The 17,481-nt window shown below is 76.1% G+C and carries 9 protein-coding genes; all 9 read right to left on the bottom strand.

Annotated features, from left to right (window positions below):
• Window positions 1–134: 134 nt before the first annotated feature.
• On the bottom strand, window positions 135–1,610 hold the full coding sequence (locus tag E4A51_RS02370) for a PQQ-binding-like beta-propeller repeat protein (RefSeq protein ID WP_134850773.1): 1,476 nt from the start codon (window positions 1,608–1,610) through the stop codon (window positions 135–137).
• A 78-nt stretch (window positions 1,611–1,688) separates the two neighbouring features.
• The gene (locus E4A51_RS02365; RefSeq protein WP_134850772.1) at window positions 1,689–2,918 is read right to left on the bottom strand and encodes an RDD family protein; all 1,230 of its coding nucleotides are present in this window, start codon (window positions 2,916–2,918) and stop codon (window positions 1,689–1,691) included.
• Window positions 2,915–5,305, bottom strand: coding sequence for a transglutaminase domain-containing protein (locus tag E4A51_RS02360; RefSeq protein WP_134850771.1), 2,391 nt, complete (start codon window positions 5,303–5,305; stop codon window positions 2,915–2,917). The genes E4A51_RS02365 and E4A51_RS02360 overlap by 4 nt, the downstream gene beginning before the upstream one ends.
• Window positions 5,302–6,408: a DUF58 domain-containing protein gene (locus E4A51_RS02355; RefSeq protein ID WP_236686725.1), complete on the bottom strand. Its 1,107-nt coding sequence runs from the start codon at window positions 6,406–6,408 to the stop codon at window positions 5,302–5,304. The genes E4A51_RS02360 and E4A51_RS02355 overlap by 4 nt, the downstream gene beginning before the upstream one ends.
• Window positions 6,409–6,454: 46 nt before the next feature.
• Window positions 6,455–7,411, bottom strand: a complete 957-nt coding sequence (locus E4A51_RS02350) for a MoxR family ATPase (RefSeq protein ID WP_070320732.1) — start codon at window positions 7,409–7,411, stop codon at window positions 6,455–6,457.
• A 55-nt stretch (window positions 7,412–7,466) separates the two neighbouring features.
• Window positions 7,467–13,646: a fibronectin type III domain-containing protein gene (locus E4A51_RS02345; protein WP_134850770.1), complete on the bottom strand. Its 6,180-nt coding sequence runs from the start codon at window positions 13,644–13,646 to the stop codon at window positions 7,467–7,469.
• Window positions 13,643–15,160 (bottom strand): serine/threonine-protein kinase, encoded by a 1,518-nt coding sequence (locus E4A51_RS02340; protein WP_134850769.1) that lies wholly within the window; start codon window positions 15,158–15,160, stop codon window positions 13,643–13,645. Before E4A51_RS02340 ends, E4A51_RS02345 begins: the two co-directional genes overlap by 4 nt.
• The gene (locus tag E4A51_RS02335; protein ID WP_134850768.1) at window positions 15,157–16,575 is read right to left on the bottom strand and encodes an FHA domain-containing protein; all 1,419 of its coding nucleotides are present in this window, start codon (window positions 16,573–16,575) and stop codon (window positions 15,157–15,159) included. Before E4A51_RS02335 ends, E4A51_RS02340 begins: the two co-directional genes overlap by 4 nt.
• On the bottom strand, window positions 16,572–17,417 hold the full coding sequence (locus tag E4A51_RS02330; protein ID WP_240696345.1) for a PP2C family serine/threonine-protein phosphatase: 846 nt from the start codon (window positions 17,415–17,417) through the stop codon (window positions 16,572–16,574). The genes E4A51_RS02335 and E4A51_RS02330 overlap by 4 nt, the downstream gene beginning before the upstream one ends.
• Window positions 17,418–17,481 lie beyond the last annotated feature (64 nt).

Here is a 17,481-nt window from a genome sequence, read left to right as displayed (position 1 = left end):
CCTAGAGGGCCTCGTCGCGGCGACGAAGGAGCAGCGAGCGTGTACGCACGCGCCGACCATACCCCCGTAGGTGGCCACGGCCGCAACCCGTGGCCACGGGTCGGACGCGCCGACCGCGCGCACCGCCGCGGCGCTCACCCCAGGACGAGCGCCTCCGCACCCGTGAGCGCGACGAGCCGGCCACCCACCGCGACGACCTGCTCGACGTCGGCGGGCAGCGCGACGTCCCAGGCCAGGACGCCGTCGTGCAGCCCCCGGGCCACCAGGTCGGTCGCGTCGCGGCCCGGCACGGCGACGATCGCGTGCAGGCCGTCGGTCACCGGGTCGGACAGCACCTCGCGCGGCTCGCGCCGCTCCCACAGCTCGCGGCCGTCGCCGCCGTCGACGACCAGGACGGTCGCGTCGCGGGCGAGCACCACGACGCCGTCCACCGCCGCGACCGGCTCCGCGGGCGTCGTCAGCCGCCACAGCGGCGCACCGTCCTGCGCCGCGACGGCCTCGACCTGGTTGCCGGTGTCGACCAGCAGCCACCCGTCGAGCGACCCGTCCGTGACGACGCGCACCGGGAGCGCGGGCACCTCGCCGCGCACCGTGCCGTCCGCGGCGCGCAGCTCGGCCCCGACCGTCCAGACCCACAGGACGTACCCGCCGTCGGGCAGCCCGCGCGCGAGCATCTGCCGCCCGCGCCCGCCCGACCTGATGACGTCGCCGCTGCGCGCGTCGAGCACGGTGGGCGCGATGCCGGCCATCGTGACGACCCGCCGGTCGGCGACGAGCCGCGGCGGGACGCGTACCCCGGTGGGGTCCACGAGCGACTCCGGCGACGTCCACGACCAGCGCACCTCGCCGCTGGTGCCGGCCCGGCGCTCGACCGTCACCCGGCGGTCGGGCCGCGCCACCGCCACCACGAGGTCGTCGTCGACGCGCGTCACGCCGAGCGTGGGCCCCGCGGCCTCCCACCCCCCCAGCACCGCACCGTCGGACGGGTCGACCGCGACGACGCGCGTCGGCGGCGCGTACGGCGTCGTCACCTCGGCGCCGCCGTACAGCACGTCCGGCTCGGCCCACGCGCACAGCAGCACGTCCTGCTCCGCGTCGCCCGCCGCGCACGTGACCACGAGGCTCTCGAACCCGGCGCCCGGCTGCTCGACCAGCGGGAGCTCCCACCGCACGTCGCCCGTGGCCGGGTCGTGCGCGCGGGCGGTCCACGTGCCGTCGGCGACCGACAGCAGGACCAGCGCACCGCCCGCCGCGACGGCCGGCGCCGGGCCCTCGGCCGGTGCACGCCACCGCACCGCGGGGGCCTGCTCGACGGGCCGGACCATGCCCGGGACGCGCGCGATCCGGTCGGCGCGCTCGCGCGCGAGCGCGTCGGCCTGCACCGTCGCGACGCCCGCCGACGACACCGCGAGGACCGCGACCCCGACGACCCACGGCCACCACCGGCGCCACGACGGGCCGCCGGCTCCCGCGGTCGAGCCGTCGTCGGGCCCGTCGTCACCGGGCCCGGCGTCTCCGTGGCGCGCGGACGTGCCCGACGTCGGACGTTCGTCGTCCTCGTCGACAAGCTCGACCGGTCGCATCCGCGCGCCCGGGCGCGTGCCGCCCATGCGCCGACCCTAGGCCACGGCCGTCACCGCCGGGAGGGGTTCCGGCCGACGACCCCCGGACGGCCCTCGCGCCGCGTGCTACGCGGGGTCGCCGGCCCCCCGGGCGGGCACCTGCACGACGCGCAACGACCGGTCGCCGAACGCGACGACGACCCCCTCGCGCAGGCGTACGGGATGGTCGACGCGGCACACGACCTGCCCGCCGTCGGGCAGCGTCACCACCGTCCCGTTGGTCGAGCCACGGTCGACGACCCACGCCCCCGTCGCGTCGACCTCGAGCTGCAGGTGCGTCTTGGACACCGACCGTCCGGGGTCGACCACGCGCACGACCTGCACGGCGGGCGCGGGCGTGGGGTTGCGGCCGACGAGGGCCACGCGTTCGACGGTGAGGACCCGACCGTCGTCGAGCGTGACCCGCAGCCCGGACGCCGCCGCACGCGGCTCCGGCAGGACGTCCGTCCGCGGCGGCGCGGGGCGCGTCAGCTCGAGCTCGGGCGCGAGCCCGAAGGTCAGCGCGGGGTCCTCGGCGCGCACCACGGGGATCGCCCGGGTGTCGAGGTCGGGCGCCGAGCGCTGCTGGTGCAGCGGCGCGAGCACGAGGCCGTCGGTCGGCGGCCCGGCGCGGTGCGCACCGACGACGGGCGTCGCCCCGGTGAAGGGCGGCGGCACGGCGGCCGCCGCGGGCGGCCGGAACGGCGCGTCGTCCACCGCCGGGCCGCTGGGGGCGGGGGCCGCGGGTGCCGCGGGTCGCTGCGGGCCGCGCGCCGGCACGGCGTGGGCGCCGCGCCCGGGGCGCGACCCGGCCGGCACGGCGACCGTCGCGACGCGCAGCACCTCGGCACCCGCCGCACGGTCGTGCCAGCCGCGGCACCGGCCCGTGCGGTCGAACAGCGGCGACAGCAGCACGACGAGCTGCCCCACGCCGCACGCGAGCACGCCCGCCGCGACCACGAGCCCGCGGAGCAGCACGCGCCACGGGCCGAGCGGGCGGCGGCTGTGCGCGTCGACCGTGCGCACGCCGAGCAGCCGGCGGCCGAGCGTCCAGCCGTGGCGGCCGTGCAGGAGCCACTGCGTCACCGTGACCGCGAGCGCCAGGACCGAGCCGAGCGCCAGCAGCGGCACCGGCAGCGCGGGCAGCGTCGTCGGGTCGTCGCGCAGCGCGAGGACGACGCGCAGCGACGCCACGACCACCAGCCCGCCGCCCAGCACGAGGACCAGCGCCTGGTCGACCAGCGCCGCGACGAACCGCCGGCCCAGACCGGCGGGCCGGTCGTCGACGGCGAGGGCGGGTGCAGGTGCGGGGGTCATCGTCCACCTCGGCGGGGTCGGCCGGCGCGGCGGGGGCCGCGTCCGGGCACAGCGGTCGTGCGGGTCGCCCGGTCACGGTCGGCCCGTGCGGCGGCCGCGACGGCCCGGCGGGCGCGCAGCGACGCGAGCGACCCGCGCGCCCGCACGCGGCGACGCCACGGCAGCGTGCCCCGCAGGGCGCCCACCGTCGCGTCCACGTCCGCCCAGTACGCGTCGACCTCGGAACGGTCCGGCGTACCCGCGGCGAACACCGCACGGTCGGCGCGGCGTGCGAGCGCCTCCACGCGTGCCGCCACGGCGGGGTGGCCACCGACGATCGTCGTCGCCCACGCGCGAGCGGTCTCGCGGCGGGTCGCGGCACCCGGCGGTGCACCTCCCATGTCCCGGGCCGTGTCGACGACCTCGTCCCACCCGCCCGCGACCCGACGCACGGGGTCGGCCGCGCGCCGTCGCCGGCGGCGGCGACGCGCCTTGAGCGCGACGACGACGAGCAGCGGGGACAGCAGCACCAGCACGCCGCCGAGGCCGACGCCCGCCCACGCGGCGATGCGCAGCCACCGGGCGAGGGCCGAGTCGTCCGCGGCCGGGTCCTCCGCCTGCGGCTGCTCGGTGTCGTCCTCGGGCGGCGTCACGCGGTCCGGCGGCAGCACGGGCGGCTGCACGACCTGCGGCTGCGGGTCGGTGTCCGTCTCCTCCTGCTCCTGGTCCGGCGTGCGCGACTGCGGGGGCGTCACGTCGAACGGCACCCAGCCGTGGCCCGCGAACGCGACCTCGACCCACGCCTGCACGTCGCGCCCACGGATCTCGACAGCACCGTCCTCGTCGGTCGGCACCGCGACGTCGCCGTCGCCCTCCTCGTCGTCGCCCGAACCGGGCACGAACCCCAGCACGACGCGAGCCGGCAGCCCCATCTCGCGGATCATGAGCGCGGCCGCCGACGCGTACTGCTCGCCGTCGCCGACCATCGTCTGGCCCGCCAGCAGGTCCGCGAGCCGCTTGGCGCCGTGCCCCGACAGCGACGGGTGGTCGCCCGCGTCGGTGAGGCCGTGGCTGAAGAAGCCCTCGTCCGCCAGGTAGCTCGAGATGGCGCGTGCCACCTGCACCGGGGTCCCGGCGTCACGCGCGACGTCGGCGGCGGCGACCGCGACCGCCTGCGGGACGCCCTGCGACGCGGGCTGCACGACCGACGCGGCACCCGCCCCGCCGATCGTGTCGTCGTCGGGGACGTCGGGCACGACGACGTCGAGCCGGTACGTCATGCCCTCGCGCACGCCGGACGTGACGACCGCGGCGCCGGTGGCGTCGTTGTACCGCAGGTCGTCCGTCGCGGGGCCGAGGTCCACCGAGGTCGCGAGGCCGACGGTCGGGAGCCACACGCCCTGCAGGTCGCCGACCGTGACCTCGACGCGGGCCCGCTCGCCGCGCGCGGCGACGTCGAGCCGGTCGCCGACGCGCCGGAACTCCCCCGACGCCTGCGCCGACCCGTCGCCCGCGACGTTGAAGACCACGCCGTCGTAGCGGTCGAACGTCGCGAGCCGCACGCGCGCGCCGTCGGGCAGGCCGTCGAGCGTCATGAGCACGGTGTCGTCGAGCTTGACGAGGCGACGGAACGACGCGAGCGGGCTCGGGTAGTCGCGCGGGTCGAACGGGGGCACGATCTCGTCGCGCACGACGACGCGCGGCTGGTCGGCCACGACGAGCGGACCGCCGAGCAGACCACCGGCCGCGGCGACCGCCGCGAGCGCACCGGTCGCGACGACGCGGCGCGGGCGCCAGCGCCCCGTCCGCCACGCCGCCCACGTGAGCACCAGCGCGACGAGGGCCGTGCCGGCCGCCGCCGGCGGCACCGGCGGCGTGCGCGTGCCGAGCACGATCGACCCGACGAGCACGAGCAGCGGGACGACACCCGCGAGCGCGGCGACGGCCGGGCGCCGCACGCGCAGCGTCAGCGCGAGCGCCCCCGCCGTCCCGACGAGCGCCAGCAGGAACGCCGCGACGAGCAGCGTGCCGCCCGTGCCGACCGGCGGCTGGAGCGTCAGCACCTGCTTCCAGGTCGAGGCGGCGCCGCGCGCGAGCGCGAGGAACGTCGCGGGGGTCGGCAGCACGCCGCCGACCGTCGTCGTCGGGGCCGCGAGCCCGCCGCCCGCGAGCGCGTACGCGCCCACCAGCAGGGCGACGACCACGAGCGCCGACCAGCGGCGCGCCGCCGCCACCAGCGTGACGGCGGTGCCCAGCACGACCCCGCCGACGAGCGCCGGCAGCACCGCGGACACGCCGTACACGGGCACGAGCGGCGTCAGCGCGAGACCCGTCGCCGCGACGAGCGCGACGACGTCACGGACCGCGTCGACCGGCTCGCGCACGCCGACGCGCCGACCCGCGCTCATCCGACCACCCGCCGCAGCGCGCGGGGCAAGTCGGCGAGCGCGCCGACCGTGGCGAGGGTCAACGACCCCTGCGTGCGGACCGCGACGTCCTCGCCCAGCGCGCACCGCAGCACGACGGCACGCGTCCCGGCGGGCAGCGCCCGCGCGCCGAGGCGCAGGTCCGTGTCGCTCGGCGCGCCGCCGGTGACGAGGAACGCCACCGAGGCGTCCGGCGTCTCGCGCACCACGCGCCGCCCGAGCAGGACGACGCCCGCGCCCGCGCTCGACGACGCGAGCCGCGAGCAGTCGTCGAGCAGCAGCGGCGGCGTCGCGGTGCGCAGCCGGCCGGGGCCCGCGAGCACCTCGACGTCGCGCTCGTCACGGATCGCCTGCACCGCGACCGACGCGGCCACGGACACCGCGAGCTCGAGCTCGTCGGGGTCGCGGTAGTCGCCGGTCGCGTTGGCGAGCGCGACGACCGTGAGCGTGCGGCGCGTGTCCTCGAACTGCTTGACCATGAGCTTGCCGCGGCGTGCCGTGGTGCGCCAGTGGATGTAGCGCCGGTCGTCGCCCGCGACGTAGTCGCGCAGCGCGTGGAAGTTCAGGTCGGAGTCGGACAGGTCGCGCGTCGACTGGCCCTCGAGGTCGCGCAGCAGGCCCGCGTTCGCGCCGCCGAGCGCGACGACCTCGGGGTGCACGAACAGCTCGGACGGCTCGGTCCACCGCAGGCGGCGCTGCACGAGGCCCAGCGGGTCGCCGCGGCGCGACACGACGGGCCCCACGACGATGACGGCCCGCCGCTCGGTGGGCACCGCGAACAGGTCGTCGTGCACGGCGTCGGGCGCGAGGCCCGGGACCGACAGCTCGACGAGGCGGTCACCGACGGGCAGGTCGACCTGCGACGGCAGCGCGCGGCGCCGGGCCGCGTTGCGCACCTCGACGCGCCCGACGGCGCGCTGACCGATCCGCACGCGGTGGTCGGCGAGGTCGAGCACCACGCGGTACCGCGTGCGGCCGACCGTCATGAGCAGCCCGACGACGACGACCGCGAGGCCGGCGACCCCGAGCGACGCGAGCTCGCCCCACCCGAGCAGGCGCCCCGCCGCCAGGGCGAGGAGCGCCACGACGAGCACCCCCCAGCCGAGGGGCGCGACGCGCAGGCCCATGGCGTCAGGCCTGCCGGAGCGCGGGCGGCGCGACCTGCCCGAGCACGCGGCCCAGGACCTCGGTGGCGGTGACGCCCGCGAACTCGGCCTCGGAGTCGAGCACGAGGCGGTGCGCGAGCACGGGCTGCGCGAGCACCTTGACGTCGTCGGGCAGCACGTAGTCGCGGCCGTCGGCGGCCGCCCAGACCTTGGCGCACCGCACGAGCGCGAGCCCGCCGCGCACGCTCGCGCCCAGCGCGGTCTGCGCGTCGTCCCGGGTCGCCTCGAGGAGGCGCGCGACGTAGTCGAGGACGGCCTCGTCGACGTGCACCGTGAGCGCGAGGTCGGCCATCGTGCCGACGGCCTGCGTCGTGATGCGCGGGTGCAGCGCCGCGGTGCGGTCCTTGGCACCGGCGAGGATCTCGACGGCCGACGCCCGGTCGGGGTACCCGAGCGACGTCTTGACGAGGAACCGGTCGAGCTGCGCCTCGGGCAGACGGTACGTGCCGGCCTGCTCGATGGGGTTCTGCGTCGCGATCACCATGAAGGGGCGCCCGACGGGGTGCGTGACGCCGTCGACCGTGACGTTGGCCTCCTCCATGACCTCGAGGAGCGCGGCCTGCGTCTTGGGCGACGCGCGGTTGATCTCGTCCGCGAGCACGACCGACGCGAAGATCGGGCCGGGGTGGAACTCGAACCGCTGCGACGACTGGTCGTAGATCGTCACGCCCGTGACGTCGGACGGCAGGAGGTCCGGCGTGAACTGGATGCGGTGGTGCGAGCCCTGCACGGTCGCCGCGACCGCCTTCGCGAGGGACGTCTTGCCCGTGCCGGGCGCGTCCTCGAGCAGCACGTGCCCGTCCGCGAGCATCGCGGTCAGCACGAGCTTGACGGTCTCCTCCTTGCCCAGGAGCGCCTCCCCCACGTTGGCGACCAGCGCATCGAACGTCTCGGCGAACCAGGTCGTCTGCTCGGGGGTCATCGTCGAAGGCTCCTGTGCGGTGCGGGGTGGAAGGGGGTCGTGCGGTGCGGCGACGTCATCCGCCACCACCGCCGCCGGGCGGGTCGGGCGTGGGCTCCGGGGCACGCGGGACAATGACCTCGACTGACGGTGCCCACTCCTGCGACTCCCCGAACTGGTTAAGCGCCTTCACGCGAATCCTGACGGCTCTCCCGGGACTTGCTGCGGGGCTGAGCGGCGCAGCGTCAAGGCGACTCGTCGAGGTCTGCTGAAAGTCACGCCAGGTGCCGCCATCGATCTGGACCTGGACCTTGTAGCCGGTGATCGCGATGTTCTGACCTCCGGTGTCTGTCGGGGCATCCCACGAGCCGGTAATCGCACTTCCGCCGTCCGAGACCGAGATGCCGAACCCGGCATTGACGTCGCCAGGTTGAGAGGCACGGGTGATTACCCGATCCGCTGCTCCAGACACGCCGCTGCCTGCACCGTTCGTTGCAGTAACGACGACGCGTAGCGTCGCCGAACGATTGACGAAGCCGAATCGCGGCATGCCGGCCGACGACGTCGCAGAGGTACCCGACACATTCTCCTGTCGATCCGTGCGCCGATTGTCAACAAAAAACTCAACGGTGTAAGTGCCGTCGGAACCAGCCCAGTCGACCCCCGACCACGTCGCCGTGACAGCCGTCGGCTGCCGGTCGGCGTCACGCGCCGGCTCCCCGAGTGCGACGTTTGTCACTGCTCCTGGCGCAGTGACAACGAGGCCCGACGTCACGGTCCGCCACTCTCCCGCGAGGTCCCGCTGATTGATCGCTCTCACACGGTAGGTAGGAGCCGACCCGCCGGGAACCGCAGAGACGGTGTGTCGCGTGACGTTGGCGCCAAAGCGACCGACTCCCTCGACCTCGTAGCCGCTGATCGGGGCGCCGCCGTCGTCGGACGGAGCCGACCACGACAACAAGACCTGCCCGTCGTTGTACCCACGACGGTCCCCCGCGCCAGTGGGTGTCGCCGTGAAGGACGAAACGGGGCCGGGAACGCTCCAGATCTGCCCTGTGTCGCGCCCCCAGGGCCCCTCGCCGGCCTTGTTTACGGCTCGGACAGCAAACGTGTATGTCCGGCCACGTTGCGCTTCCGTGAAGCGGTAGGACGCCTGTGTCCCGACGGAGAACGCCGGGCCACCGTCAACCGAAACTTCGTACCGCTGAACGTCGGCGCCACCCGCCTCAGTCCGCGAGAGGCCGGGCCAACCGACCTCGATCGTGCCGTTGCCGAGCACATCAATCTGCCCCTTCGTCGCAGACGGGACAGGAGCGGTCGGACGACCTGCGGGGCTCTCTGCAGCTGACGATTCGCTCCAGGCACTGGGTTCCGGGGCTCGGTTGTGTGCGCGCACCTGAATGGTGTAGCTGTCACCATTGCGCAAGCCCTCGAACGTATAGGAGAGGGACGACGTCGTCCGCGTGGCGGAGCCAAACTCCGGTGCCGGGCTAATAAGGAGCGAGTAGCTCGTGATGGGCGACCCGTTCGAGACAGGGGCCGTCCAGGTTGCCGTGATCGAACGATCCCCGAAGGCTAGCCGCGGAGGTGCGGGCGTCTCGGGCACGGCGTCGGGCCGCGCGGGCGCGGACCGCGGCGACTCCTCGGACCAGCCGACGCGGTTCCTGGCCGCGACCGTGAACGTGTACTCGGTGTCGTTCGTCAGGCCGTCGATCGTGCACGTCGTGCTCGCGCACGACCTGACCACCGAGCCGGGCTGCGCGGTCACGCGGTACTCGGTGATCGGCTCGTTGCGGTTGTCGGGGGCCGTCCACGACAGCACCACGGTGCGGTCCCGGACCTCGCCGATCCGCGGCGGGACGGGTGCGTCGGGCACGCCGCTGACGCGCACCGAGATGCGGCCCTCGACCTCGCGCGAGGGGTCGCCGGTGACGTCGCGCACGCGGTAGCGCACGGTCATGTTGCCGATGAAGTCGCCGTTCGGCCGCACCGTCACGCTGCTCGACGACGCGGCGGCCGTCCCGGCGCCGGCGGTCTCGACGACCGCACCGACGACCGTCAGCGGCCCACGCTCGGCGAACGGGTTGGTGGACCCCTCGAGCACCTGGACCGTCGACTCGCGGCCCTGCACGGCGTCGTCGACGACGAAGTCGCGCACGGTGGCGGTCTTGCGCGAGCTCGCGATGACCTTGAGGTCGACGCCGACGTCCATGACGCCGCTGCGGCCGTAGGTCAGCTGCAGGTCGAGCCGGCCGGTCGTGCCCTTGGGCGTCGTGGCGTCGGCCGCGACGCGCAGTTCCGACCCCTCGAGGGTCGCGCTGAACCCGGCCGGCACACCGGCCACGAGCCGGTAGCCGTAGCGCTCGCCGGTCGCCCCGGAGCCCTGCTCGGGGCCGACCGTCAGCGCGCGCAGGTCGAGCCGCGTGGCGGCCTCGCCGGGTGCGACCTCGAGGCTCGCGGGCTGGAACGTCGGCGGGTGGTCGTCCACCGCGAACACCGTGATCGGCAGCGTGAGCAGCGTCGTGCGGGCGGACGTGTCCGACGCGCCCGTCGCGTCGGTGACGGGGACCGAGATCGACGCCGGGCCCGCGTAGCCGTCGGCCGACGTGAACACGAGCGTACGTGCGTCCTGCACGAGCTCGGCGCCGTTCGAGCGGGTCGCGGTCACCAGGGTCGGGTCGGCGATGCTGGGCTCGCGCCCGGGCGCGACCTGCACGTGCTCGGCGAGCGGGATCGTCAGCGTCTCGCCGCTCGCGACGCGCAGCTCGGGGGCGCGCGGCCGCAGCTGCGGCGGGAAGAACCCGAGCGCGGGCACCGTGATGAACGCGTACGCGTCGACCTCGGGCGCCGTGCGGTTGACCAGGCGGTACGGCACGGTCTGCGCGTGGTCGACGAGCGTGACGACGACCTGGCCGTCGGGGGCGACCCGGGCGACGTCCCCGTGCGACGCGGGCACCGACACCTCGAGGTCGGACAGCGGGCCCGACGGGTTCTGCGCGACCGCGAGGACGTCGACCGACACCTCCGTCTTGCCGAGCGTGTCGATCGCGGGCACGAGCACGTCGCGCGCGACGGGCGGCTCGACGGGCGCGTCGTCGGTCACCGTGACGGTGAGCGTGCCGTAGTCGCTGCCGCCGACGTCGTTGGTGACGAGGTAGACGATCGGGACCACGCCCGGCGTCGGCGGGGCCGTGACCACGATGCGCCGGCCCTGGACCTCGGCCTGGACGCCCTCGGGGACCTCGACGGACTCGAGCGTCAGCTCGCGCCCCGTGGAGTCGATGTCGTTGGCCAGCACACGCACCTCGACGCGCTGCCCGGGCCGCAGGGTCACGGCGTCGTCCACCGCGACGACGCCCGACCCCGTGGTCGGGCGCGGCGCGATCCCGACGCGGACCGTCGCGACGGCACGCTGCCCGACCCAGTCCTCGACGGCGTAGGTGAACGTGTCGGTGCCGCGCGACCCCGGGAACGCCTCGTACTCGAGCCAGTCGGCCCCGACCTCGGACACGCGCCCCAGCGTCCCGGCGGTCGCCTCCCCCAGGAGCGTCACGCCGTCGCCGTCGTCGTCGATGCCGACCAGCGGGACGGGGATGCGGACCGTGTCGCCCTCGAACACGCGCGCGACCACGTCCCGCGGCCGTGGCGGCGACTTCGTGTCGGCGTCGGACGCGTGCACCCGCACCGTCACCGTCGCCGCGGTGACGTTGCCCGCGGTGTCGGCCACCGCGAAGGTCGCGCGTGCCGTGAGCGCCCGGTCGGGCGCCTGGTACCGCAGCACGTCACCCGACACGAACAGCAGCCCGTCGCCCTCGGCCAGCGGCTCGGGCAGGTCGCGCAGCACCGTGAGCGCGTCGCCGTCCGGGTCGGACGCGCCCTCGAGCACCGGGATCGTGACGACGCCGCCCGCGCGGACGGTCGCCTCGACGTTGGGGACGAACGGCGGCTGCGACGACGCCGACGGCGGGATCGGCTGCACGACGATCTCGCCGCGGGCCGACGCGGTGCCGTTGGAGACCTCGTAGGTCAGCAGCACCGGACGGTCGGGCGTGCGGTCGGCGCGGATCTGCACGTACCGGCGGTCGAGGACCGCGACCTGCAGGCCCGAGTCCTCGGGCGTGGTCACGGACTGCAGGACCAGCACGTTGTCGGCCGGGTCCTCGTCGTTCGCCAGCGGGTCGATCGTCACGCTGCCGCCCGCGGGCAGCAGCGCGACGTCGCGCACCGCGATCGGCGGCTGCGCCTGCTCGGGCCACTCCCGCACGTCGATGCGCGCGAGGCCCGTCGCCTGCTGCGGGGCCGCGGTGACGACGAACGGCACGTAGTACGTGCCGGCGCGCGCGGCGCGGAAGCCGAACGTGCCGGCAGTGAGGTCGGGCGTGATGGTCGCGCCCACGGTGTCGGACACCGACGCGAGGCGCGCCGGCTCGGACGACGCCGACCGGACGGCGTCCAGCGGTCGCACGACGACCTCCTGGCCGACGTAGGTCACGGCGTGCACCGGGTCGATCCGCGGCGGCACCGACCCGGCGGCGCGCACGTCGACGACGACCTCGCCGTCGACCACGTGCGTGCCGTCCGACACCTGGACCTGCACGGTCGTGCGCCCGAGGCCGCCGCCGTCGGCGGTGTAGGTCAGCACGCCGTCCTGGCGGAACCGCACCGAGCCGACGGTCACGTCGGCGGTCGCACCGACCAGCAGCAGGTCGTCGCCGTCGGCGTCCTCGAAGTCCGCGAGCACGCCGTGCTGGATCTGCCCGCCCGTCTCGACCGTGAGGGACGACGTGCGCACCTGCACGGGCGCCTCGTCGCCGTCGCTCACCGTGAGCCGCACGGTCGCGGTCGCGGGCGCGTTGACGCCGCGGCCGTCGTTGACGACGTACTCGAACTCCGCGGACCCGGTCGCCCCCTCGAGCACGTGCACCTGCAGCGCACGGCCGCCGCGTACGGCCTCGACCGTGCCGAACTCGGCCGGCAGCGCCCCGACCTGCGAGATCACGAGGATCCCGCAGTCCGACGACGAGTCGTTGTCGATCACGGGCAGCACGCGCGACCGACCGGCGCGCACGCCGAACTCGTCGTCGACGGCCACCGGCGGCGCGGTCTGGTCCGTGCACTCGGTGACGGGCTCCTGCGTGACCTCGCCGGACTCGGAGTCGTCCTCGGAGTCCTGGGGCTCGTCCTCCGGGACGATGTCCTGCCAGTTGGGCACCCGCACCTGCGTGTCCTGCTGCGGCAGCCACACGCGCCCGGCGACGGTGTCGTTGAGCACCACGAGGCCGCGGTTCACGCGGAACGCGAGCCGGTCCCCCGACGTCATGCCCTCGAGGTCCTCGACCTGCGCGTCGCGTCCCTGGCACAGCACCAGGGACGACCCGATCGACGACGCCCAGGCCGCCTGCGCGCACTCCCCCACCCGGACCGGGGCGGCGGGCGTCCCCGAGCCCGTCGTGGGGTGCTCGCGCGGCGTGCCGCCGTCCAGCGGAACCTCCCACAGCGCGTCCCGGCTCGCGACCAGCACGGTGCTCGCGGCGGGCCCGGGCTGCTGCAGCACGAGTCCCTCGCCGTCGAGCGTGACCTCGCCCCGCGTCGTGCGGACCGTGCTGCCGGACAGCACGACGAGCTCGTCGCCCACGGCGGTGACCGCGTCCACCTCGAGCGGCCCGAGCGTGCCGGCGTCCTCCGGCGCGAGCGGCGTCGCCGCGGGGACACGCGTGACGGCGCCGTCCTCGGGCGCGACGCCCAGCACCGTCCCGCTGCGCGCCACGACCGCCGCGCCGCCCTCGCCGAGCTGCAGGTCGGGCGTGTCGGCGGTGAGGTCCAGGCCGTCGAGGGACACCAGGTCACGCACCCAGACGTCGCCCGCGTCGTCGACGAGGGCCGCGCGCCCCGCCGCCATCGAGACGTCCGCACCACCCGTCGCGACGCGCGTCGTGGTCGCGACGGCGGCCGGGTCGACGACCGACACCGTGGTCGGCTCGACGAGCAGCACCGCACCCTCGTCCTGGAGCACGTCGAACTCGCCGCTCTCGGTCACGAGACCGCCGTCGAGCTCCTCGACGGGCACGTTGTACCGCCCCAGGCTCAGCTGGCTCGTGGCCGTGAGCCACACGCCGCCGTCGTTGAGGTCGACGCGCGCGAGCGGGAAGCCGCGGTCGACGAGCGCGAGCGTGAGGACGATCGCGGGGACCGTGACGACCGCGGCCGCCGTGGTCATGGGCTTGCGCCGCCACGAGCGCGGGTGCCACCGGCTCACGGCACGCACCCCTGCGCGGGGCGCGCCGAGCTCGCGCGGTCCTCGCGCACGATCGACACCTGGATGCACACCTCGCCCGTCGCCCGGTCCGCGGGGACCGTGACGGTCGCGTCGTCGACCAGCTCGAGCGTCGGCTCGCCCGTCACCGTCAGCACCCCCCACAGGTACCTGTCCCCGCCCTGCGGGTCGGGATTCTGCCACGTGAACGTGACGGAGCCGTCCGCGGCGCGGGTGCCGGACAACGAGTGCGGCGCCGGGACCGGTGCCGCCACGGGCCCGGTGGCCGGGGGCGCGAGGGACTCCGACGGTGCGACCTGCCCGCCGCCGCCCCGGTCGCCGAGCGTCGCGTAGGCGATCGCGGCGCCGGCGGCGACCACGACGAGCGCCGCGAGGGCGCCCGCGAGGCGCGTCCGGCGGCGCGGCGGCGCGTCGACCGGCACGCCCGTCGGCGCGGGCGCCGCGCTGGGCGCGGGCGGCACGAGCGTCGGGCGACCGACGACGACCGACCGCGCCCGGGTCGCGGCCTCCTCCTCGCCCCCGGTGGTCACGGCAGACGCGGGCAGCGCGATGCCGCGCAGGCGGGTGGCGTCGTCGTCGACACCGTCCGCCGGCGCACCCGTCGCGGGGAGGGCGGCCGGCGGCACGTCGTCGGTCAGGTCGAGGGGTGTCACGGGCAGCCGCAGCGCCGCCTCGACCTCCTGCAGGGCGCGCGCGACCGCGACGGCCGACGGGAAGCGTCGCGACGGGTGCTTCGACATCGCACGCTCGAGCACGGTCTGCAGCTGCGGGGGCACGTCCTCGCGCCCGATCGCGGGCAGGGGCGAACGCTCGATGCGCGCGACGAGCTGCTGCGCGCTGTTGTTGCCCCCGGGCAGCTCGAACGGCGAGCGGCCCGCCAGCAGCGAGTAGATCGTCGCGGCGAGCGAGTACACGTCGGACCGCTCGTCGCCGTGCGGGCGCTCGGCCAGCAGCTCCGGCGGCGACCACGGGATCGACATGCCCATCGCCTGCGCCCCGGGGCCGGTCGTGGCGGCGATCCCGAAGTCGGTCAGCGCCGGCCACCCGAAGTCCGTGGTGAGGACGTTCGCGGGCTTGATGTCGCGGTGCAGGATGCCGGCACGGTGCGCCGTCTCGACCGCCGACGCGAGACGCACGCCGATGCGCAGCACCTCGGCCACGGACATGCGCTCGGCGCGGTACCGCTCCGCGAGGCCGGGGCGCGAGCAGTACTCCATGACGAGGTACGGGCGGCCGTCCGCGGCGATCGCCGCGTGGTGGATCGTGACGATCGACGGGTGGTGCGACAGCTGGGCCATGAGGTTGGCCTCGGTCTGGAACCGCGCGCGCACGTCGTCGTCGAGGCTGCCCGCGAGCAGCACCTTGACCGCGACGTCGCGGCTCGGCAGGTGCTGGTGGTACAGGAAGACGTCCGCGAAGCCACCGAGCCCGAGCACGCGGACGTGCTCGTAGCCCGGCAGGTCCGGCGGCGCGGACGCCTCACGACGAGCTGTCACGCGCTGCGCTCCACGGTGAACGTCACGCCGTCGCCGAGGTCGACGACCTCGTCCGTGCCGACGACGCTCGGCTCGCCCGGGTGCAGGCGACGCACGCCCTGGCCCGGGCGCGACACGTGGACGCCGTTCGTCGAGTCGAGGTCGGTGACCACCACGTGCTCGCCCTCGGTGCGCACCTCCGCGTGCGTGCGGGAGATGTCCTGGTTGGGGCTCGGCACGGTCACGAGGCGCGGCAGCTCGCGGTTGGTCACGCGGGCGACCTGCGGCGCGCGGCCGAGCAGCACGGCGCGGTCGAGCGCGACGACCAGCCCCGTGGACAGCACGAGGCGCGCGGGCAGCGGCGCGGGCTCGGGCGCGGGGAACGGCCCGGGCACGGCGTCCTGGCTCCACGTGGGGAGCCGGTCGCGCAGCCGCGCGAGGTCGCTCGACAGGATCGTCATCCCGTCGTGGTCGTCGGCGGCCTCGTCGTCGGGCGCGACGGTCGCGACCGGTGCGACGGCGGCGACTGCGGCCGGGACGTCCGCGGGCGCCGCGGCGGCGGGCTGCGGCTCGGGGTCGGGCGAGGGCCGCGAGGCCGTGCCGACCTGCCACCACGGGGCCTCCTCGGGCGTGGCGGTCGCCGCCGGCGACGGGTCCGCGACCGGCTCGGGCTCGACCTCGGCGGCCGTGGGCCACGCGATCCCCCCGGACCAGGCGTCGTCCTCGCCCGCGGACGCGACGACGGGCGCGACCGGCTCGGGGGCCACGACCGGCTCGGGCGCGGCGACGGGCTCGGGCGCCACGACGGGCACGGCCGGGGCGACGTGCTCGGTCGGGGCGACAGGCTCGACGACGACGGGCTCGACCGCCGGCGCGGGCTCCGCCGCAGCGGCGGGCGCCGGGGCCGCGACGGGCGCCGACGGCGCCTGCTCGACGACCGGCTGCTCGTGCGTCAGCGGGGCGGCGTCGGCCGCGGGCTGCTCGGCGTGCACCTGCCCGGTGCGCAGCCCCGCGGCGCGCACCACGCCACCGACCAGCGGCCACCACGAGGCCGCCGGCTCCTGCGCGGCACCGGTGACGAGCACGAGACCGCGCACACCCAGGGCACGGTGCTCGGTCCACACGGCACCGTCGCCGGCGGCGACCTCCTGGACCTCGTCGGCCCCGTGCAGCCGCAGCAGCAGGGGCCCGCGCAGCACGGCGTGCACGGCACCGTCGGCGTCGGTGCGCACGACCGCGAACCGCGGCAGCGACGCGAAGCCGTCGGCGGCGACCACGCCGAGCGCGCCGAGCACGTCGCCGTCGCCGCGCGCGACGCGCCACAGCCCGTCGACCACGTGCGCGGGCGCGTCCGGCTCGACGAGCGCGAGGAAGCCCGCACCGGTGACGGCGGTCCACTGCCCGTCCTGGTACTCGTGGTGGGGCGTCTCGGTCATGCGGGGTCCTCCTGGGCGTGGTCGGGCGTGGTCGTCCGGGGGTGCGGGGCGGTGTCGGCGGGCGCGGTGGACGACGTCCGCGGGACGGTCGCGCCGTTGAGCATCTCGTCCCACAGGTGCGGCCCCAGGTCGGGGGCCGACCGCGGAGCCGTGACGTGCGTCTGCTCGGCGGGCGTCGCGGCCGTCGCGACGTCGACGACGACCGCGCTGACGTTGTCGCGCCCGCCGCGCTCGAGCGCGTGCTGCACGAGCTGCGCGGCCGCGTCCTGGGGGTCGCTGACCGCGGCGACGACGCGTGCGATGTCGTCGTCGCCGAGCTCGCGGGTGAGCCCGTCGGTGCAGATCAGCAGGCGGTCGGTGACGCCCGCGGGCAGCAGCCAGTAGTCGGGCTCGGGCGGCTCGCCGGTGCCGAGCGCGCGCGTGAGCACGTGCCGCTCCGGGTGGCGCCGCGCGCCGTCGGGCGTGATCTCGCCCGCGTCGATGAGCTCCTGCACGACCGAGTGGTCGACGCTGACCTGCTCGAGCGCGCCGTCGGCCCAGCGGTACACGCGCGAGTCCCCGACGTTGAAGACCAGCCAGTACCAGCCGCCGTCGTGCTGCGTGACCGCGACCCCCGCGACGGTCGTGCCGCCGCGCCGCCCGCCGGTGAACTCGGTGCGGATCCGGGCCGACGTGCGGTCGAAGCACGCGTGCACGTCGTCGGACGTCGCGGACTGCTGGCCGGCCAGCTGCGCGAACTCCTCGACGGCGATCCGGCTCGCGAGGTCACCCGCGTCGTGGCCGCCCATGCCGTCGGCGACGAGGAACACCGGCGGGTACGCCAGCAGGGCGTCCTCGTTCACCTCGCGGACGCGTCCCCGATCCGTCGCCGAACCCCACGACGTGCGCACTGCACCACCCCGTCCT

Origin of the sequence: Cellulomonas sp. HD19AZ1 (assembly GCF_004535805.1) — a bacterium.
GTDB classification, from domain to species: Bacteria; Actinomycetota; Actinomycetes; order Actinomycetales; family Cellulomonadaceae; genus Cellulomonas; species Cellulomonas iranensis.
This window is presented reverse-complemented; position numbering and strand designations above follow the sequence as displayed.